The organism is Streptomyces sp. cg35, from assembly GCF_050410835.1.
Lineage (GTDB): Bacteria > Actinomycetota > Actinomycetes > Streptomycetales > Streptomycetaceae > Streptomyces.
This window is the reverse complement of sequence record NZ_CP191268.1, coordinates 1,612,990-1,632,969: the sequence shown is the minus strand read 5'-3', so window position 1 is coordinate 1,632,969 and position 19,980 is coordinate 1,612,990. Positions and strand designations below refer to the sequence as shown.

15 protein-coding genes are annotated in these 19,980 nt (G+C 71.3%); all 15 read left to right on the top strand.

All coding sequences use genetic code 11. From position 1 onward, the window contains the following. Positions 1 to 258 precede the first annotated feature (258 nt). The 15 genes from ACQUQD_RS07760 to ACQUQD_RS07690 all read left to right on the top strand — a co-directional run bounded on the left by ACQUQD_RS07760 (position 259) and on the right by ACQUQD_RS07690 (position 19,975). A complete protein-coding gene (locus tag ACQUQD_RS07760; RefSeq protein WP_428951253.1) occupies positions 259 to 1,440 on the top strand; it encodes an ROK family protein in 1,182 nt (393 codons plus the stop codon). Positions 1,441 to 1,573: 133 nt separating this feature from the next. Continuing rightward, complete coding sequence (locus ACQUQD_RS07755; RefSeq protein ID WP_428957481.1) at positions 1,574 to 3,061, top strand: sugar ABC transporter ATP-binding protein; 1,488 nt, start codon at positions 1,574 to 1,576, stop codon at positions 3,059 to 3,061. 115 nt (positions 3,062 to 3,176) lie between these two features. Continuing rightward, positions 3,177 to 4,187 carry an ABC transporter permease gene (locus ACQUQD_RS07750; RefSeq protein WP_428951251.1) on the top strand — a complete coding sequence of 337 codons (1,011 nt, stop codon included), beginning with the start codon at positions 3,177 to 3,179 and terminating at the stop codon, positions 4,185 to 4,187. Between the two features lie 19 nt (positions 4,188 to 4,206). Further along, positions 4,207 to 5,256, top strand: a complete 1,050-nt coding sequence (locus tag ACQUQD_RS07745) for a substrate-binding domain-containing protein (protein ID WP_428951249.1) — start codon at positions 4,207 to 4,209, stop codon at positions 5,254 to 5,256. Positions 5,257 to 5,311: 55 nt separating this feature from the next. Beyond that, positions 5,312 to 6,547, top strand: a complete 1,236-nt coding sequence (locus tag ACQUQD_RS07740) for a Gfo/Idh/MocA family protein (RefSeq protein ID WP_428951247.1) — start codon at positions 5,312 to 5,314, stop codon at positions 6,545 to 6,547. Between the two features lie 14 nt (positions 6,548 to 6,561). Further along, positions 6,562 to 7,560, top strand: coding sequence for a sugar phosphate isomerase/epimerase family protein (locus ACQUQD_RS07735; RefSeq protein ID WP_428951246.1), 999 nt, complete (start codon positions 6,562 to 6,564; stop codon positions 7,558 to 7,560). Between the two features lie 288 nt (positions 7,561 to 7,848). Next, on the top strand, positions 7,849 to 11,568 hold the full coding sequence (locus tag ACQUQD_RS07730) for a ThuA domain-containing protein (RefSeq protein WP_428951245.1): 3,720 nt from the start codon (positions 7,849 to 7,851) through the stop codon (positions 11,566 to 11,568). Positions 11,569 to 11,692: 124 nt separating this feature from the next. After that, positions 11,693 to 12,868 carry an inositol-3-phosphate synthase gene (locus ACQUQD_RS07725; protein WP_428951243.1) on the top strand — a complete coding sequence of 392 codons (1,176 nt, stop codon included), beginning with the start codon at positions 11,693 to 11,695 and terminating at the stop codon, positions 12,866 to 12,868. After that, complete coding sequence (locus tag ACQUQD_RS07720; protein WP_428951241.1) at positions 12,865 to 13,782, top strand: SCO3242 family prenyltransferase; 918 nt, start codon at positions 12,865 to 12,867, stop codon at positions 13,780 to 13,782. Before ACQUQD_RS07725 ends, ACQUQD_RS07720 begins: the two co-directional genes overlap by 4 nt. Beyond that, positions 13,779 to 14,648 (top strand): sugar phosphate isomerase/epimerase family protein, encoded by an 870-nt coding sequence (locus tag ACQUQD_RS07715; RefSeq protein ID WP_428951240.1) that lies wholly within the window; start codon positions 13,779 to 13,781, stop codon positions 14,646 to 14,648. Before ACQUQD_RS07720 ends, ACQUQD_RS07715 begins: the two co-directional genes overlap by 4 nt. Next, positions 14,645 to 15,274, top strand: coding sequence for an EboA domain-containing protein (locus tag ACQUQD_RS07710; protein ID WP_428951238.1), 630 nt, complete (start codon positions 14,645 to 14,647; stop codon positions 15,272 to 15,274). Before ACQUQD_RS07715 ends, ACQUQD_RS07710 begins: the two co-directional genes overlap by 4 nt. Beyond that, complete coding sequence (locus tag ACQUQD_RS07705; RefSeq protein ID WP_428951236.1) at positions 15,274 to 16,125, top strand: TatD family hydrolase; 852 nt, start codon at positions 15,274 to 15,276, stop codon at positions 16,123 to 16,125. The genes ACQUQD_RS07710 and ACQUQD_RS07705 overlap by 1 nt, the downstream gene beginning before the upstream one ends. A 3-nt stretch (positions 16,126 to 16,128) precedes the next feature. Continuing rightward, complete coding sequence (eboE, locus tag ACQUQD_RS07700; protein WP_428951235.1) at positions 16,129 to 17,301, top strand: metabolite traffic protein EboE; 1,173 nt, start codon at positions 16,129 to 16,131, stop codon at positions 17,299 to 17,301. Next, complete coding sequence (locus ACQUQD_RS07695; protein WP_428951234.1) at positions 17,298 to 18,683, top strand: alkaline phosphatase family protein; 1,386 nt, start codon at positions 17,298 to 17,300, stop codon at positions 18,681 to 18,683. The genes eboE and ACQUQD_RS07695 overlap by 4 nt, the downstream gene beginning before the upstream one ends. A gap of 110 nt (positions 18,684 to 18,793) precedes the next feature. After that, positions 18,794 to 19,975, top strand: coding sequence for a sugar phosphate isomerase/epimerase family protein (locus tag ACQUQD_RS07690; RefSeq protein WP_428951233.1), 1,182 nt, complete (start codon positions 18,794 to 18,796; stop codon positions 19,973 to 19,975). Positions 19,976 to 19,980: the final 5 nt, after the last annotated feature.

Sequence of the window (19,980 nt, the reverse complement as noted above, 5' to 3'; positions counted from 1 at the left end):
GCGGACGGTCTGCGGGGGCGGTCGCGTCCGGGGCGGAAAGGCCGCCGGGCGTCGCGGGGGAGACCCTCGCGGACCGACCTTTGTCCTGTGACTGGAGAAAGTCATGGGTAATTCCTGCGCAACTTCTTCCCACACCCGGCAGGCACTGCTACGTTCCCCATCGAAAGAACGACTGGCCGAAAGAACGACTGGACGAGGCGACAGCGGTCCGGTCGGGCCACCGGAGCCCGAAGAGGCGGGGAGGGGCACGTGAGACGCATGACGGCTCGACCCGCGAACGCGCACCAGGCGCGCTTGCTGCGACTGCTGCGCGACGGGGGCCCCAACTCCCGTGCCCAGCTGGGCGATCAGATCGACCTCTCGCGGTCGAAACTGGCCGTCGAGGTGGACCGGCTCCTGGAGACCGGACTCGTGGTCGCCGACGGCCTCGCCGCCTCGCGCGGCGGCCGCCGCTCCCACAACATCCGGCTCGCGCCCGGACTCCGTTTCCTCGGTGTCGACATCGGCGCGACCTCGGTCGACGTCGCCGTCACCAACGCCGAGCTGGAGGTCCTCGGGCACATCACCCAGCCCATGGACGTACGCGAGGGACCGGTCGCGGTCTTCGAGCAAGTACTCGCCATGGCAGCCAAGTTGAAGGCGTCCGGACTGGCCGAGGGGTTCGACGGAGCGGGCATCGGCGTGCCCGGTCCGGTCCGCTTCCCCGAGGGCGTGCCGGTCGCCCCGCCGATCATGCCCGGCTGGGACGGTTTCCCGGTCCGCGAGGCACTCAGCCAGGAGCTGGGCTGCCCCGTCATGGTCGACAACGACGTGAACCTGATGGCGATGGGGGAGCAGCACGCGGGCGTCGCCCGCCAGGCGCGCGACTTCCTCTGCGTCAAGATCGGCACCGGCATCGGCTGCGGCATCGTCGTCGGCGGCGAGGTCTACCGCGGCACGACCGGATCGGCCGGCGACATCGGGCACATCCAGGTCGAACCCGACGGCAGGCAGTGCGCCTGCGGCAACAAGGGCTGCCTGGAGGCCTACTTCAGCGGCGCGGCACTCGCCCGCGACGCCGAGGAGGCCGCCCGCGACGGCCGCTCGCCCGAGCTCGCGGGGCGCCTGGAGACCGGCGGAAGGCTCAGCGCCGCCGATGTCGCGGTGGCCGCGGCCGCCGGTGACGGGACCTCCCTCGACCTGATCCGCGAGGGCGGCAACCGCACCGGCCAGGTCATCGCGTCCCTCGTCAGCTTCTTCAACCCCGGCCTGGTCGTCATCGGCGGCGGTGTGACCGGTCTCGGCCACACGCTCCTCGCCGCCCTGCGCACCCAGGTCTACCGCCAGTCGCTGCCCCTCGCGACCGGCAACCTCCCCATCGTCCTGGGCGAGTTGGGCCCCACCGCCGGAGTCATCGGCGGCGCCCGGCTCATCAGCGACCACCTGTTCTCACCGGCGTAGCACTCCCGGCACCGCCTTTCTCGAACCCACCTGAAGCACAGCGCCCTGCTCTGCCCTGCCCTGAAACCGGCCCGCACCCGTTCATAGGGGAACCGCCATGGCACCTTCGGCACCAGAACCACCGCTGCTCACCATGTCCGGCATCACCAAGTCGTTCCCCGGAGTCCGCGCCCTCGACGGCGTGGACCTGGAGGTCCAGGCAGGCGAGGTGCACTGCCTGCTCGGCCAGAACGGCGCGGGCAAGTCCACCCTCATCAAAGTCCTCGCCGGCGCCCACCAGCCCGACGAGGGCACCATCACCTGGCGCGGACAACCGGTCTCCCTGCGCTCACCGATCACCGCGATGCGCCTCGGCATCGCCACCATCTACCAGGAACTCGACCTGGTCGAAGGCCTGTCGGTGGCCGAGAACGTCTTCCTCGGCCACGAGCCGACCTCGGCCGGTTTCGTCGTCCGGGGACGGGACGCGAAGGCGTCGACCGCCGCGCTGCTCAAAAGACTCGGCCACGGCGAGATCGCCCCTGGCACCCTGGTGGGCGACCTCTCCGCGGCCGGACAGCAGATCGTCTCGATGGCCCGCGCGCTCTCCCACGACGTACGCCTCATCGTCATGGACGAGCCGTCCGCGGCGCTCGACCCGGACGAGGTCGACAACCTCTTCCGCATCGTCGGCGACCTCACCGCAGAGGGCGTCGCCGTCGTCTACATCTCGCACCGCCTGGAGGAGATCCGCCGCATCGGCGACCGGGTCAGCGTCCTCAAGGACGGCCGGGCCGTGGCCGGCGGACTCCCCGCGAAGGACACACCGACACGCGACGTGGTGGCGCTCATGACGGGCCGCAACGTCGAGTACGTCTTCCCGCCGCGCCCCGCGGAGAGGGACGAGACGGAGCCCGTGCTCCGCGTCCGGAACCTGTCCAGGGACGGCGAGTTCGAGCCACTGGACCTGGACATCCGGCCCGGCGAGATCGTCGGCCTCGCCGGACTGGTCGGCTCGGGCCGCTCCGAGATCCTGGAGACGATCTACGGCGCGCGGAAGCCGACGACCGGTGAAGTCGCCGTCCAAGGAAGGGCGTTGCGCCCCGGAAGCGTCCGCTCGGCGGTCCGCGCCGGGCTCGGCCTCGCACCCGAGGAGCGCAAGGCACAGGGACTGCTGATGCTGGAGTCGGTGACACGCAACGTCTCGGTCTCCTCCATGTCCCGCTTCTCGTACGGGGGTTGGCTGGACCGGGGGCGGGAGAGCGAGGCCGCGCACCGCGCGACCCGGGAGCTGTCGCTGCGCCCGGACAACCCGTCCGTCCCCGTCCGTACCCTGTCCGGCGGCAACCAGCAGAAGGCCGTGCTGGCCCGCTGGCTGCTGCGCGGCTGCAAGGTCCTGCTCCTGGACGAGCCGACCCGGGGCGTCGACGTGGGCGCCCGCGCCGAGCTCTACGCGGTCATCCGCCGCCTCGCCGACGACGGGCTCGCCGTCCTCCTGGTCTCCAGCGAGGTCCCCGAGGTCCTGGGCCTCGCGGACCGCGTGCTGGTCCTGCGCGAGGGCCGCGTCGTCCACGAGGCCCCGGCGCCGGAACTGACCGAGCACCGCGTCCTGGACCTGGTCATGGAAGGAACCCCCGCATGAGAAGCCCCGAAAGGGGCGCGGGGAACCGCGCGGCCGGCCGGACACCACCCGCACCCGACGTCAGACAGTCGCCCCACGGCGAACGGTCGATCTGCCCAGAAGGGACCCAGGCGCCATGACGCAGCCCGCCACCCCGACCCGCCCGGCGGAGCCCAAGCGTGCCGCGGCCACCAAGTCCGTCAAAGCCGTCCGCGTGGACATCCGCACGCTCTCCCTGCTCGGCGTCCTCGCCGCCCTGATCGTCATCGGCGGCATCACCCAGCCGGACTCCTTCCTGGACACCGACAACGTCCAGCTCATCCTGACCCAGGCCTCCGTCATCGGCGTCGTCACCGTCGGTGTGACCTTCGTGATCATCTCCGGCGGCATCGACCTCTCCGTGGGCGCCATCGTCGCCCTCGCGAGCGTCTGGGCCACCACGGTCGCCACCCAGGAATACGGCTTCCTCGGCATCCTGTTCACCGCGATCGTCGTCGGCGTCGGCTGCGGCCTCGTCAACGGCCTGCTCATCGCGTACGGCGGCATGGTCCCCTTCATCGCCACCCTCGCCATGCTCGCCTCGGGCCGTGGCCTCGCCCTGCAGATCACCGACGGCAAGACCCAAGTGGTCACCGTGGACAGCGTGTTGAAGCTCGGCGAGCGGGAGTCCTACGTCCTCGGCATCCCGCCCCTCGTGCTCGTCTTCGCCGCGGTCACGGTCATCGGCTGGCTGGTCCTGAACCGCACCACGTTCGGCCGCCGCTCCGTCGCCGTCGGCGGCAACGCGGAAGCGGCCCGGCTCGCCGGCATCGACGTACGCCGTCAGCGGCTCTACCTGTACCTGCTGTCAGGACTGTGCTGCGGCATCGCCGCGTTCCTGCTGATCGTGCTCGCGGGCTCCGGCCAGAACACCAACGGCAACCTGTACGAACTCGACGCCATCGCCGCCGCCATCATCGGCGGCACCCTGCTCACCGGCGGCCGCGGCACCATCGTCGGCTCGGTCCTCGGTGTCCTGATCTTCATCACGATCCAGAACATCTTCGCGCTGAACAACCTGCAGAGCGACGTCCAGCAGATCGCCAAGGGCGCGATCATCGTGGCGGCGGTCCTGGTCCAGCGACGTACGGCCCACTCCACCTCCTGACGCGGGAAGGGACTTTGCCATGCCAGACATGACGAGCCGCAGAAACATCCTGTTCGGCGCGGCCGCAGCCGTCACCACGGGCGGTCTGCTCACGGCCTGCACCAGCAACGAGCCCAGCGACAAGGGCGACAGCAGCAAGGCCGCCGACCAGCCGGTCGCCGACGACAAGAAGGGCAAGCAGGTCACCATCGGCTTCGCCGGACCGCAGGCCGACCACGGCTGGCTCAACGCCATCAACGAGAACGCCAAGGAGCGGGCGAAGAAGTACGCCGACGTCACCCTCGAAGCGACCGAGGGATCGAACGACACGGCCGCCCAGATCGGCCAGGTCGAGACGCTCATCAACAAGAAGGTCGACGTCCTCGTCGTCCTGCCCGCCGACGGCAAGGCGCTGACCCAGGTGGGGCTCAAGGCGATGCGCGCCGGGATCCCCGTCGTGAACCTCGACCGCATCTTCAACACCCCGCAGGCGTACCGGTGCTGGGTCGGCGGCGACAACTACGGCATGGGCCTGAGCGCCGGCAACTACATCGGCGAGAAGCTCAAGGACAAGAAGAACGCGAAGGTCATCGAGCTCGCCGGCATCGACAACCTCGAACTCACCAAGCAGCGCACCCAGGGCTTCGACGACGCCCTGAAGAACTACCCGAACATCGAGAAGGTGGCCCGCCAGGCCGCCGACTTCACCGTCGAGTCGGGACAGGCCAAGATGTCCCAGCTCCTGCAGGCGCAGAAGAACTTCGACGCGCTGTGGAACCACGACGACGACCAGGGCGTCGGCGCCCTGCGCGCCATCAAGCAGTCCGGCCGCGACGGATTCCTGATGGTCGGCGGCGCGGGCGCGCTCTCCGCCATGCAGGCCATCGAGGCCGACGACAGCGTCCTGAAGGCCACCGTCCTCTACCCGCCCACCATGGCCGCCTCCGCCATCGACCTGGCCCGCGCCCTCGGCCAGGGCAAGGGGATCAGCGGGATGGCCGAGTTCGAGATCCCCGCCCACGTGACGCTGTTCTCCGCGGTCGTCGACAAGGACAACGTCGGCCAGTACATGCCGACCGGCTTCAAGTGACGGGCGCCGGCACGAGGCACCTGGCGATCACCGCGTGGACGAGGAGGACTTCCGCATGGCAGGCAGCAGCACGGGTACGACAGCTCGGGACACGGGCGGCGGCGACAACGACGGAGAAGTGAAGCCCGTCCTGGGCGTCGGCATGGTCGGCTACGCGTTCATGGGCGCCGCCCACTCGCAAGGGTGGCGCACCGCGGGCCGGGTCTTCGACCTGCCGCTGACGCCCCGGCTCGCCGCGGTCTGCGGCCGGGACGGAGGGGCCGTGCGCGCCGCGGCCGACCGGCTCGGCTGGGCCGCCGCCGAGACCGACTGGCGGGCGCTCATCGAACGTGACGACGTCGACCTCGTCGACATCTGCACGCCCGGTGACAGTCATGCCGAGATCGCCATCGCGGCCCTGGAAGCGGGCAAGCACGTGCTGTGCGAGAAACCTCTCGCCAACTCCGTCGAGGAGGCGGAGGCGATGACCGAGGTGGCCCAAGAGGCAGCCAAGCGCGGCCTGTTGGCGATGACGGGCTTCAACTACCGGCGGGTGCCCGCCATCGCCCTCGCCCGCCGCATGGTCGCGGAGGGCCGGGTCGGCACCCTGCGCCACGTGCGTGTCAGCTACCTCCAGGACTGGCTCGTCGACCCGTCCTTCCCGCTGACCTGGCGGCTGCAGAAGCCGTACGCGGGCTCGGGCGCGCTCGGCGACCTGGGCGCCCACGCCGTCGACCTCGCCCAGTACCTCGCAGGCGAGCCGGTGGCGGGGGTCTCGGCGCTCACCGAGACGTTCGTCCGCGAACGCCCGATCCTGGAGGGCGCCTCGTCCGGGCTCTCGGCCGCCGGGGGAGGGAGCTTCGGGCAGGTCACCGTCGACGACGCGGCGCTGTTCACCGGCCGCTTCGCCTCCGGCGCCCTCGCCTCCTTCGAGGCGACGCGCTTCGCGACCGGCCGCAAGAACGCACTCAAGGTCGAACTCAACGGCGAGCGCGGCTCGTTGGCCTTCGACCTGGAACGCCTCAACGAACTCTTCTTCCACGACCAGACCGAGCCCGGGATCAGCGCCGGCTTCCGGCGCATCCTCGTCACCGAACCCGAGCACCCCTACCTGGAGGCCTGGTGGCCGCCGGGCCACGGCCTCGGCTACGAGCACACCTTCGTGCACCAGGCCCGCGACCTGGTGCACGCCATCGCCGAACGCACCGTACCCGCACCGTCGTTCGCCGACGGCCTGCAGGTGCAGCGCGTCCTCGCGGCGGTCGAGGAGAGCGCGGCGAAGAACTCCGTCTACACCCCTGTCCCGGCCTGAGGAGGTCCCGTACCGTGCCACGCCAGTTCACTCTCTTCACCGGACAATGGGCCGACCTCCCGCTGGAGGAGGTCTGCCGTCTGGCCCGCGACTTCGGCTACGACGGTCTCGAACTCGCCTGCTGGGGCGACCACTTCGAGGTGGACAAGGCCCTCGCCGATCCCGCGTACCTCGACTCGCGGCACGCACTGCTCGACAAGTACGGCCTCAAGTGCTGGGCCATCTCGAACCACCTGGTCGGCCAGGCCGTCTGCGACGCCATCATCGACGAGCGCCACGAGGCGATCCTGCCCGCCCGCATCTGGGGCGACGGCGAGGCCGAGGGCGTACGGCAGCGCGCCGCCGCCGAGATCAAGGACACCGCCCGCGCCGCCGCGGCCTTCGGGGTCGACACCGTCATCGGCTTCACCGGCTCGTCGATCTGGCACCTCGTCGCCATGTTCCCACCGGCCCCCGAGGCGATGATCGAGCGCGGCTACGAGGACTTCGCCACGCGCTGGAACCCCATCCTCGACGTCTTCGACGCGGAGGGCGTGCGCTTCGCCCACGAGGTCCACCCGAGCGAGATCGCGTACGACTACTGGACGACGCACAAGGCTCTCGCGGCCGTCGACCACCGCCCGGCCTTCGGCCTCAACTTCGACCCGTCCCACTTCGTGTGGCAGGACCTCGACCCCGTCGGCTTCCTGTGGGACTTCCGCGACCGGATCTACCACGTCGACTGCAAGGAGGCCCGGCGCCGCCTGGACGGCCGCAACGGACGCCTCGGCTCCCACCTGCCGTGGGGCGACCCGCGCCGCGGCTGGGACTTCGTCTCCGCGGGACACGGAGACGTGCCCTGGGAGGACGTGTTCCGCATGCTCCGCTCGATCGACTACCAAGGGCCGATCTCGGTGGAGTGGGAGGACGCCGGCATGGACCGCCTCCAAGGCGCCCCCGAGGCGCTGAGCCATCTGCGGCGGCTCGACTTCGAGCCGCCCACCGCGTCCTTCGACGCCGCGTTCAACAGCTGAGAGGCCGCTCGCCGCGACGGGCCGAGGACGGGGACCGGGCCCACCGCCGGTCCCCGGTCCGGCCTGCCCGCACACAGCTTTGTCCTGCAATGGGAAAAAGCTCAACTAGTCCTGACGCAAGGGGTGTTCGGCCCGAACAAACGCGGCTACGGTCCCTGACATGTCACTGAAGTGTCTCGGAATCATTTAGGACACACACGCCTCCGGGGTGACGGCGCACCCCGGCGCCCGCACCGCACGTCTTCGCACCCATCCCGTACGGCCCACCCCCGTTCCCGGAGGGACTTCGTGCACAGAAGCAGAAGCAGCTCCACCAGGCGTCCCAGACTCCGCACCACGCTCGCCCTGCTCACCGGTTCCGTCCTGGTCGGCTCGTCCCTGGCGCTCTCCGTGCCGGGCACGGCCAGCGCCCACCCGGACCACCCCGACGAGCCCGCCGCCGCAGCGGACTTCCAGCAGGTCACCCTCGCCAAGGGCGCGGACGAGACCGGCGAGCCCATGTCGCTGGCCGTCCTCCCGGACCGCAGCGTCCTGCACACCTCACGGGACGGCACACTGCGCCTGACCGACCCGGGCGGCAGCACCTCCGTCGCCGGCCAGCTCGACGTGTACGACCACGACGAGGAAGGCCTGCAGGGCGTCGGCGTCGACCCGGGCTTCAAGGACAACCGGTTCATCTACCTCTACTACGCGCCGCCGCTGGACACCCCGGACGGGGACGCCCCCGAGACCGGCTCCGCGGCCGACTTCGCGAAGTTCGACGGCGTGAACCGGCTGGCCCGCTTCGTCCTCAAGGACGACGGCACCCTCGACAAGGCCAGCGAGAAGAACGTCCTCGAGGTCAAGACCTCCCGCGGCACCTGCTGCCACGTCGGCGGCGACATCGACTTCGACGCCGACGGCAACCTGTACCTGTCGACCGGCGACGACACCAACCCCTTCGCCTCCGACGGCTACACCCCGATCGACGAGCGGGCCGACCGCAACCCCGCCTTCGACGCGCAGCGCAGCGCCGGCAACACCAACGACCTGCGCGGCAAGGTGCTCCGCATCAAGGTCAAGGAAGACGGGACGTACGACATCCCGGAGGGCAACCTCTTCGCGCCGGGCACCGAGAAGACCCGCCCCGAGATCTACGCGATGGGCTTCCGCAACCCGTTCCGCATCAGTGTCGACAAGCCGACCGGCACCGTCTACGTCGGTGACTACGGCCCCGACGCCGGCGCCGCCGACCCCAAGCGCGGACCGGCCGGACAGGTCGAGTTCGCCAAGGTCACCAAGGCGGGCAACTTCGGCTGGCCGTACTGCACCGGCAAGAACGACGCCTACGTCGACTACGACTTCGCCACCAAGGCGTCCGGCGACACCTTCGACTGCAACGCGCCGAAGAACACCTCGCCGAACAACACCGGCATCACCGACCTGCCGGCGGCCCAGCCCGCCTGGATCCCGTACGACGGCGGCAGCGTGCCCGAGTTCGGCTCCGGCTCCGAGTCGCCGATGGCCGGCCCGGTCTACCGCTACGACGCGGACCTGGACTCCCCGGTGAAGTTCCCGGAGGAGTACGACGGCGACTTCTTCGCCACCGAGTTCGGCCGCCAGTGGATCAAGCGGATCGAGCAGGACGGCGACGGCAACGTCTCGAAGATCAACGACTTCCCGTGGTCCGGCACCCAGGTCATGGACAGCGCCTTCGGCCCCGACGGCGCGCTCTACGTCCTCGACTACGGCCTCTCCTGGTTCGGCGGCGACGAGCACTCGGCGCTGTACCGCATCGAGAACGCCACCGGCGGACACTCGCCGATCGTCGAGGCCAAGGCCACCAAGACCTCCGGCCAGTCGCCCCTGCGCACCACGTTCACGGCGACCGGCACCGACGCCGACGACGACCCCATCACCTACAGCTGGGACTTCGGCGACGGCACCAAGGGCACCGGCGCCAACCCCAGCCACACGTACCGCAAGGACGGCACGTACGTGGTGACGGTCACCGGTGACGACGGCACCGGACGTACGGGATCCGCCAACGTCCGCGTCGTCGTCGGCAACACCGCGCCGAGCGTGAAGTTCCAGAACCCGCCGAACGGCACCCTCTTCAAGTTCGGCGACACCATCCCCTTCAAGGTGGCCGTGAGCGACCCCGAGGACGGCGCGATCGACTGCTCCAAGGTCACCGTGCGCTACCTGCTGGGCCACGACAACCACGCCCACGCGATCACCTCGGCCAAGGGCTGCGAAGGCACCATCACCGCACCCGCCGACGCCGAGCACGACCCGAACGCCAACATCTACGGCGTGCTCGACGCCGAGTACACCGACGGCGGCGGGGGCGGCCAGGCGCCGCTCACCAGCCGTGACCAGGTCCAGCTCCAGCCGCGCCACCGCCAGGCCGAGCACTTCACCAAGCAGCAGGGCATCACGCTGCAGAACAAGACGGAGGCCAACGGCGGCAAGACCGTCGGCGACATCCAGAACGGCGACTGGATCTCCTTCTCGCCCTACAACCTCACCGGAGCCAACAAGCTCACCGCCCGGATCTCCTCCGGCGGCGCGGGCGGCTTCCTCGAGGTGCGCAGCGGCTCGGCGACCGGCACCCTGCTCGGCTCCACCACGGTGCCCGTGACCGGCGGCTGGGAGACGTTCCAGAACGTCGACGTGCCGCTGAAGAACGTCCCGAAGAAGACCACCGACCTGTACCTCGTCTTCAAGGGCGGTGACGGCGCTCTCTACGACGTCGACGACTTCGAGATCACCGGCGACGCCCCGGTGAAGGGCGCCAAGCGCGTCCTCGTCTTCTCCAAGACCGCCGGCTTCCGCCACGACGCGATCCCCGAGGGCATCGCGGCCCTGAAGGAACTCGGCAAGAGCAGCGACATCACCGTCGACGCCACCGAGTCCGCCGACCAGTTCACCACCAACAACCTCGCCCGCTATGACGCGGTGGTCTTCCTGTCGACCACGGGTGACGTCCTGAACGACACCCAGCAGAAGGCGTTCGAGGAGTACATCGCCAAGGGCGGCGGCTACATGGGCGTCCACGCCGCCGCCGACACCGAGTACGACTGGGCCTACTACGGCGGCCTCGTCGGCGCCTACTTCGACTCGCACCCGGCCATCCAGAAGGCCACCGTGCGCGTCGAGGACAAGACCAACCCGGCCACCGCCCACCTCGGCGACGCCTGGGAGAAGACCGACGAGCTGTACAACTACCGCACCAACCCGCGCGACAAGGTCCACGTCCTCGCCAACCTGGACGAGACCACGTACTCCGGCGGCAACATGAAGGGCGACCACCCGATCGCCTGGTGCCAGAGCTACGGCGGCGGCCGCTCTTTCTACACCGGCCTCGGCCACACCAAGGAGTCCTACGCCGACGAGGCCTTCCGCACCCACCTGCTCGGGGGCCTGAAGTACGCCACCGGCCAGGCCACGGCGGACTGCAAGCCCGACAAGGACTACCGGCCGATCTTCAACGGCCAGTCCCTGGACGGCTGGAAGCAGGCGGGCCCCGGCAAGTTCAACGTCAAGGACGCCACCCTGGAGTCCGAGGGCGGCATGGGCCTGCTCTGGTACCAGGCCAAGGAGCTCAAGTCGTACTCCCTCAAGCTCGACTGGAAGATGCAGGGCGACGACAACTCCGGGATCTTCGTGGGCTTCCCCGCCTCCGACGACCCCTGGTCCGCGGTGAACAAGGGCTACGAGATCCAGATCGACGCCACCGACGCGGCCGACCGCACCACCGGGTCGATCTACACGTTCAAGGCGGCGAACATCAAGGCCCGTGACCAGGTCCTGCGCCCGCCGGGCCAGTGGAACTCCTACGAGATCAAGGTCCAGGGCGAACGCCTCCAGGTGTTCCTCAACGGAGTCAAGATCAACGACTTCACCAACAAGGACCCCGAGCGGAGCCTGAAGGACGGCTACATCGGCATCCAGAACCACGGTGCCGACGACCAGGTGTCCTTCCGCGACATCCAGCTCAAGGAACTGCCCACCACGGGCGACTAGGACGGCGGCGGGCGGAGGACGCCGGACCTCCGCCCGCCGTCTCGCCCGGCATCCCGCCGGGCACCCCGCACGGCACGCTCCGGCGCCGCTCACCCCCGGTTCGCGTACGACAAGGAGGCTGCCCATGTCCGCCGAACCGTCCCTCCCCACCCCCACCTCGTCCGGCCCCCGCTTCGGCGTCTGGCTCGTCGGAGCCCGCGGCTCCGTCGCCACCACCGCGATCGCGGGCTGCGCCGCCGTCGCCGCGGGTCTGCACCCGCCGACCGGCATGGTCACTGAGACCACCCCCTTCACCGATGTCGGTCTGCCAACGTTGTCGTCGCTCGTCTTCGGCGGCCACGACACCGTCGACTGCCCGCTGCCCAAACGCGCCGAACACCTCGCCGCCGGCGGCGTCCTGCCGCACGGCCTGCCCTCCGCGGTCCACGCCGACCTCGCCGCCGCCGACCAGGAGATCCGCCCCGGCGGACCCCTGCCGGGCGACGCGTACCGCACCGGTGGCACGGACGAGCGCACCGGCCGCACCCAGGACGACCTGATCGACGTCTTCGCCGCGGACATCCAGGACTTCGTACAACGCCGGGAACTGGCGGGCGCCGTCGTCGTGAACGTCGCCTCCACCGAACCCGTCCCGCCGGACGGACACCTCCCGCCCAGCTCCCTGTACGCCGCCGCCGCCCTGCGCGCCGGCTGCCCCTACGTCAACTTCACCCCCTCCAGCGGGCTGCACCACCCCGCCCTGGCCGAAGCGGCCGCCACCGCCGCCGTCCCGTACGCGGGCCGCGACGGCAAGACCGGACAGACCCTGCTGCGCTCCGTGCTCGGCCCGATGTTCCTGCAGCGCGCCCTCGCCGTACGCGCCTGGTCCGGCACCAACCTGCTGGGCGGCGGCGACGGAGCCGCCCTCGCCGACCCCGCGGCGGCCGCCGCGAAGAACGCCGGCAAGGAACGCGTCCTCGCCGACACCCTCGGCGCCGCACCCCAGGGCGAGGTGCACATCGACGACGTGCCCGCGCTCGGCGACTGGAAGACCGCCTGGGACCACATCGCCTTCGACGGCTTCCTCGGCGCCCGCATGGTCCTCCAGACCACCTGGCAGGGCTGCGACTCGGCCCTCGCCGCGCCCCTCGTCCTCGACCTGGCCCGCCTCCTGCTGCGCGCCCACACCGTCGGACTCACCGGGCCGCGCCCGGAACTGGGCTTCTACTTCAAGGACCCGGACGGCGACGCGTCGTCGGCGCTCGGCGAGCAGTTCGCCACACTGGTGGACTTCGCCCGGCGACTGCGGGACCCACGATGAGCGGCGGCCGACGGCGCGCCTGGGCCGAACTCCTGCGCCTGCCCGCCCTGTTCACCGTCCCCGGCGACGCCCTCGCGGGCGCGGCCGCCGTGGGCGCCCGCCCCGGCCGCGGCACCCTCCTCGCCATCGGCTCCTCCCTGTGCCTGTACGAGGCGGGCATGGCCCTCAACGACTGGGCCGACCGCGCCGAGGACGCCATCGACCGGCCCCACCGCCCGATCCCCTCCGGACGCATCCGCCCGGCCGCGGCGCTGACGGCGGCGGTCGCCCTCACCGGAGCAGGCGTCGGCCTGGCGTTTCGCGCGAGCCGCTCCGCGGGCCTGCTCGGCACGGCGCTGGCCGCGACGGTCTGGGCATACGACCTGGGCCTGAAACGCACCCCGGCCGGACCACTGGCGATGGGCGCGGCCCGGGGCCTCGACCTGCTCCTGGGCGCGGCCGGATCACCCGACGCCACGAACAGGAACACCGCCACGCCCGCCCCCGCCCCGCCGAGGCGGCTCCCGGCGGCGGTCCCCGAGGCCCTGACCCTCGCCACCCACACCGCGGCCGTCACCGCCGTCTCCCGCAACGAGACCACCGGCGGCAGCCCGCTGGCCCCGGCCGCCGCCCTCGCGGTGACCACGACCCTCACCACCCATCTCCTCCGACTCCCGGCGGGCCGAGGCGCCGCAGCCCCCCTCGGCCTGCCGGGTCCCACCGCATACGCCGCCACCACGGCCCGCCCCCTCCTCCACGCCGCCCTCAACCCGTCCCCACCCCTGACCCAACGCGCCGTCGGCGCCGGGATCCGCGCCATGATCCCGCTGCAGGCCGCCCTGGCCGCGCGCTCCGGCGCCCTTGGCACCGCCCTGCTCACGGCCTCGCTCGCCCCGCTCGCCCGCCGCTTCTCCCGAAAGGTGAGCGTGACATGAGCCCCCACCCGGAGCAGACCCTGCGCTGGGGCTACGGCACCAACGGCCTCACCGACCTCCGCCTCGACGACGCCCTCGCCCTCCTCGCCGACCTCGGCTACGACGGCGTGGGCCTCACCCTCGATCACATGCACCTGGACCCGCTGACCCCGGACCTCGCTGCCCGCACCCGCCAGGTCGCCCGCACCCTGGACCGGCACCACCTGACGGCCACCGTCGAGACCGGCGCCCGCTACGTCCTCGACCCGCGCCGCAAACACGGCCCCTCCCTCCTCGACCCGGACCCGGACGCCCGCGCCGCCCGCACCCGGCTGCTCCTGCGCGCCGTCCAGGTCGCCGCCGACCTGGGCGCCCACGCGGTGCACTGCTTCAGCGGCATCACCCCCGAGGGCACCGACCCGGACACCGCGTGGAAGCGGCTCGCCGACGAACTCGGCACCGTCGTGGAAGCCGCCACCACCGCCGGCGTCCCCCTCGCCATCGAGCCCGAGCCCGGCCATCTGCTCGCCACGCTCGCCGACTTCCACCGGCTGCGCCGCGCCCTGAGCAGCCCCGACGTCCTCGGCCTCACCCTCGACATCGGGCACTGCCAATGCCTGGAACCGGACCCGCCCGCCGACTGCGTCCGCGCGGCGGCGCCCTGGCTGCGACACGTCCAGATCGAGGACATGCGCCGCGGCGTCCACGAACACCTGCCGTTCGGCGACGGCGAGATCGACTTCCCCCCGGTGCTCGACGCGCTGGCCGCCACCGGCTACCAGGGCCTGACCGTGGTCGAACTGCCCCGGCACTCCCACGCCGGCCCGGACCTGGCAGCCCGGTCCCTGGAGTTCCTCCGGTCAGCAGCACGAGGAGGCAGCGCATGACCCCGCCCACCACCCTCGCGGCACTCCGCGCCCAGCTCGACACGACACTGACCGGAGCCGCCCGCGCCTGGCTCGACCAGGCCCTGGCCGAGGCCGCCGCCCACACCGGAACCCGGGACGAAAAGGCCCCTCCCGTATGGGAGTTGAGGTTCGCCGAAGCGGGCCGCCGCACCGGCCAGGACCACGCCGACGCCACCCGCGTCCTCCTGCTGCACGCCGCCCGCGCCGACACCGACACCCTCACCCGCCTGTACGCCCAGGGCACCGCCGCCGAACGCTGCGCCGTCCTGACGTCCCTGCCCCACCTCGTACCCGGCCCGGAAGGCCTGCCGCTGGTCGAGGACGCGCTGCGCACCAACGACACCCGCCTGGTCGCCGCCGCCGTCGGCCCGTACGCCGCCGAGCACCTGCCCGCCCACCACTGGCGGCACGCCGTCCTGAAATGCCTGTTCACCGGCGTGTCCGTCGACGCCGTCGCCGAACTGTGGCGGCGCGCCCACGGCGACGCCGAACTCGCCCGCATGCTCGACGACTTCGCCCAGGAACGCACCGCGGCGGGCCGGTCCGTCCCCGAGGACCTGCACCGCGTCCTGACCCTGACGGCACCCGCGACGGAGGAGTCCTGATGCGCATCTTCGACCCCCACATCCACATGACGTCGCGCACCACCGACGACTACCAGGCCATGTACGCGGCCGGGGTCCGCGCGCTCGTCGAACCCTCCTTCTGGCTCGGGCAGCCCCGCACCTCGCCCGCCTCCTTCTTCGACTACTTCGACGCGCTCCTCGGCTGGGAACCCTTCCGCGCCGCCCAGTACGGCATCGCCCACCACTGCACGATCGCCCTCAACCCCAAAGAGGCGAACGACCCGCGCTGCACCCCGGTGCTCGACGCCCTGCCGCGCTACCTCGTCAAGGACAACGTCGTCGCCGTCGGCGAGATCGGCTACGACTCCATGACCCCCGCCGAGGACACGGCGCTCGCCACCCAGCTCCAGCTCGCCGCCGACCATCAGCTGCCCGCGCTCGTCCACACCCCGCACCGCGACAAACTCGCCGGCCTGCGCCGCACCCTCGACGTGGTCCGCGAGTCCGCGCTCCCCGTCGAGCACGTCCTGATCGACCACCTGAACGAGACCACCGCCAAGGAGGCCAAGGACGCCGGGAGCTGGCTCGGCTTCTCCGTCTATCCCGACACCAAGATGGACGAGGACCGCATGGTCGAGATCCTGCGCTCCTACGGCCCGGAGAAGGTCCTCGTCAACTCGGCGGCCGACTGGGGCAAGAGCGACCCGCTCAAGACCCGCAGGGTCGCCGACGCCCTGCTCGCCGCCGGCTTCACCGACGACGACGTCGACCTCGTCCTGTGGCGCAACCCCGTCGCCTTCTACGGTCTGAGCGGCCGCCTCCAACTCGACGCGCCACCCCCGCAGGAAGCGACCCACGAGGGCAACTCCATCCTGCGCGGGGGAGCGTGACAGATGCGCTTCCGCCACCCCGACGGGTCCACCGTCCACCTCGCGTACTGCACGAACGTGCACCCCGCCGAGACCCTCGACGGCGTCCTCGCCCAGCTCCGCGACCACTGCGAGCCCGTCCGCAGACGCCTGGGCCGCGACCGCCTCGGCATCGGCCTGTGGCTCGCCAAGGACGCCGCCCGCACCCTGACCACCGACCCGGCGGCGCTGCGCGGCCTGCGCGCGGAACTCGACCGGCGCGGCCTCGAAGTCGTCACGCTCAACGGCTTCCCCTACGAAGGGTTCGGCGCCGAAGAGGTCAAGTACCGCGTCTACAAGCCCGACTGGGCCGACCCGGACCGCCTCGCCCACACCACCGAACTGGCCCGCCTGCTCGCCACCCTGCTCCCCGCCGACGTCACCGAAGGCACCATCTCCACCCTGCCGCTCGCCTGGCGCACCGCGTACGACGGGGAGCGCGCCGAAGCCGCCCGCACCGCCCTGATCACCCTCGCCGAACGCCTCGACGCCCTCGAGGAGCTGACCGGCAGGTCGATCCGCATCGGCCTGGAACCGGAACCCGGCTGCACCGTCGAGACCACCGCCGACGCCATCGGCCCGCTCACCGCCGTCGCCCGCACCGACCGCATCGGCCTGTGCCTCGACACCTGCCATCTCGCCACCTCCTTCGAGGACCCCGGCGCCGCCCTCGACGGCCTCGCCGCCGCCCACATCCCCGTCGTCAAATCGCAGCTCTCCGCCGCCCTGCACGCCGAACACCCCCGCCTCCCCGACGTCCGCGAGGCCCTCGCCGCCTTCGACGAACCCCGCTTCCTGCACCAGACCCGCACCGTCACCGCCGACGGCCTCCACGGCACCGACGACCTGGGCCCCGCCCTCGACGGCGCAGCCCTGCCCGACACCGCGCCGTGGCGCGCCCACTTCCACGTCCCCCTGCACGCGGCGCCCTCCGCCCCGCTCACCTCCACGCTCCCCGTCCTCAAGGACACGCTGACCCGGCTCGTCGGCGGCGCGCACCCCCTCACCCACCACCTCGAGGTCGAGACGTACACCTGGCAGGCCCTGCCGCCCGAACTGCGCCCCCGGGCCCGGACCCAGCTGGCCGACGGCATCGCCGCCGAACTCACCCTCGCCCGCGACCTGTTGACCGACCTCGGCCTCAAGGAGCTGCCATGACGGACAGCCGCCCCACTCCGCTCCTCGTCCTGGACGTCGTCGGCCTCACCCCCCGTCTCCTCGACCACATGCCCCACCTCAAGTCGCTCGGCCAGTCCGGATCCCGCGCGGCACTCGGCACCGTGCTGCCCGCCGTCACCTGCGCCGCCCAGTCCACCTTCCTCACCGGCACGATGCCGTCCGAGCACGGCATCGTCGGCAACGGCTGGTACTTCCGCGAACTCGGCGACGTCCTGCTGTGGCGCCAGCACAACGGCCTCGTGGCCGGCGACAAACTCTGGGACGCCGCCCGCCGCGCCCACCCCGGCTACACGGTCGCCAACATCTGCTGGTGGTACGCCATGGGCGCCGACACCGACATCACCATCACCCCCCGCCCGGTCTACTACGCCGACGGCCGCAAGGAACCCGACTGCTACACCCGGCCCCCGGCCCTGCACGACGAACTCAGCGAGAAACTCGGCACGTTCCCGCTCTTCCACTTCTGGGGCCCCGGCGCCGACATCGTCTCCAGCCAGTGGATCATCGACGCCACCCGCCACGTCATGGCGACCCGGCACCCCGACCTGACCCTGTGCTACCTCCCTCACCTCGACTACGACCTGCAGCGCTTCGGCCCCGACGACCCCCGCGCGCACCGGGCCGCAGCCGAGCTCGACACCGCTCTCGCCCCGCTCCTCGACGACGCCCGGGCCGAGGGCCGTACCGTCGTCGCCCTGTCCGAGTACGGCATCACGCGCGCCGACCGCCCCGTCGACATCAACCGGGCGCTGCGCCGGGCGGGCCTGCTCGAGGTGCACACGCAGGACGGCATGGAGTACCTCGACCCGATGACCTCACGGGCGTTCGCCGTCGCCGATCACCAGATCGCGCACATCTACGTGCGCCGCCCCGAGGACCTCGACGCCACCCGCGCCGCACTCGCCGACCTGCCCGGCATCGAGCAACTCCTCGACGACGAGGGCAAGAAGGACCACCACCTCGACCATCCGCGCGCCGGTGAACTCGTCGCCATCGCGGAGCCCGACGCCTGGTTCACGTACTACTACTGGCTCGACGACGCCCGCGCCCCCGACTTCGCGCAGCTCGTCGAGATCCACCGCAAACCCGGCTACGACCCGGTCGAGCTGTTCATGGACCCCCTCGACCCCTACGTCAAGGTCAAGGCCGCGGGCGCGCTCGCCCGCAAGAAGCTCGGCCTGCGCTACCGCATGGCGGTCGTGCCGCTGGACCCCTCACCTATTCGCGGCAGCCACGGCCGCCTCCCCACGAGCGACGACGACGGTCCGCTCATCATCAGCTCCACCCCCCATGCACTTCCCGGCCGCGTCCCGGCCACCGCAGTGAAATCGCTGCTCCTCGACCTGGCCGGCCTGGGCTGAGGCACGCCTCGGCCCACACCGCGCCTGACCAGGACCAGTTACAGAGAGTGAAGCACGCTCCACTGGCAACGCGCCAGTGGTATCCGCCCGCACGTCGAAGAGAGGCACCCGTGACCGACTTCCAGGACACCCCCGCCGACGACGCCCTCAGACAGCGTCTCGGCATCAACCGCCGCCGCTTCCTCAGCACCTGCACCGCCGTCGCCGCGGGCGCGATCGCCGCGCCCGTGTTCGGCGCCGCACCGTCCTTCGCCCAGTCCTCGACGGGTGGTGGCCACGGGCACGGCCACGACCACGGCGGTCACGGCCGCGGCAGCGAACTCGTGCCCGCGAACCGGCGCGGCATCATCCTCTACACCGTCCGCGACGCCACCGGCCGCGACCCGCTCGCCTCCGACCTGCCCTCGGGCTTCCGCGAGGTGTTCAAGGAGCTGGCCCGCTACGGCTACAAGCAGGTCGAGTTCGCGGGCTACGGCCAGCACGCCAACGCGCCCGGCGGCGCCAACCTCGAGTCCGTCGAAGGGGCGAAGCTGCTGCGCTCCTGGCTCGACGAGTACGGCCTGCGCGCCCAGGGCAACCACGGCTTCATCCCGTCGTCGTGGCCGCTCAGCCAGGCCGACATCGACACGTTCAAGAAGCACCTGGAGATCGCCAACATCCTGGGCATGTCCCACATGGGCACCGGTGGCGACCCCACCAGCAGCTCGTACAAGGCGGACTGGGACGTCGCCGCCGACAAGTGGAACGCCCTCGGCGACATCGCCCACAAGGCCGGTATCAAGCTCTACACCCACAACCACGACGCGGCGTACGGCTTCCTGCTCGACGGCGGCCCGCTCGACGCCCAGGGCCGCCCGACCCGCAGCTCCGGCATCCGCAAGCTGGAGTACTTCCTCAAGGGCACCGACCCGAGGACGGTCTGGCTGGAGATGGACATCTACTGGGCGCACGTCGCGCAGTACAAGTTCCACACGTACACCGCGCACGACGGCTCCCAGCGGGAGAAGGTCTTCGACCCGGCCGGGCTCGTCTCCCGCAACAACAAGCGCTACCCGCTGTTCCACGCCAAGGACGGCACGCGCAACGACACCAGCGGAGAGGGCTACGACATGGTGCCCTTCGGTGAGGGCGTCATCGACTACCGCACCTTCTTCAGCCGGGTCGGCGAGAAGAACTACCACAACCCGATGGTCGAGCAGGACACCGCGCCCAGCTCCACGGATCTCGGCCAGTCCCTGAGGTTCGCGAAGATCGGGTACGACAACCTGGCGGCACTGCGCAAGAAGCGCTGACGGCG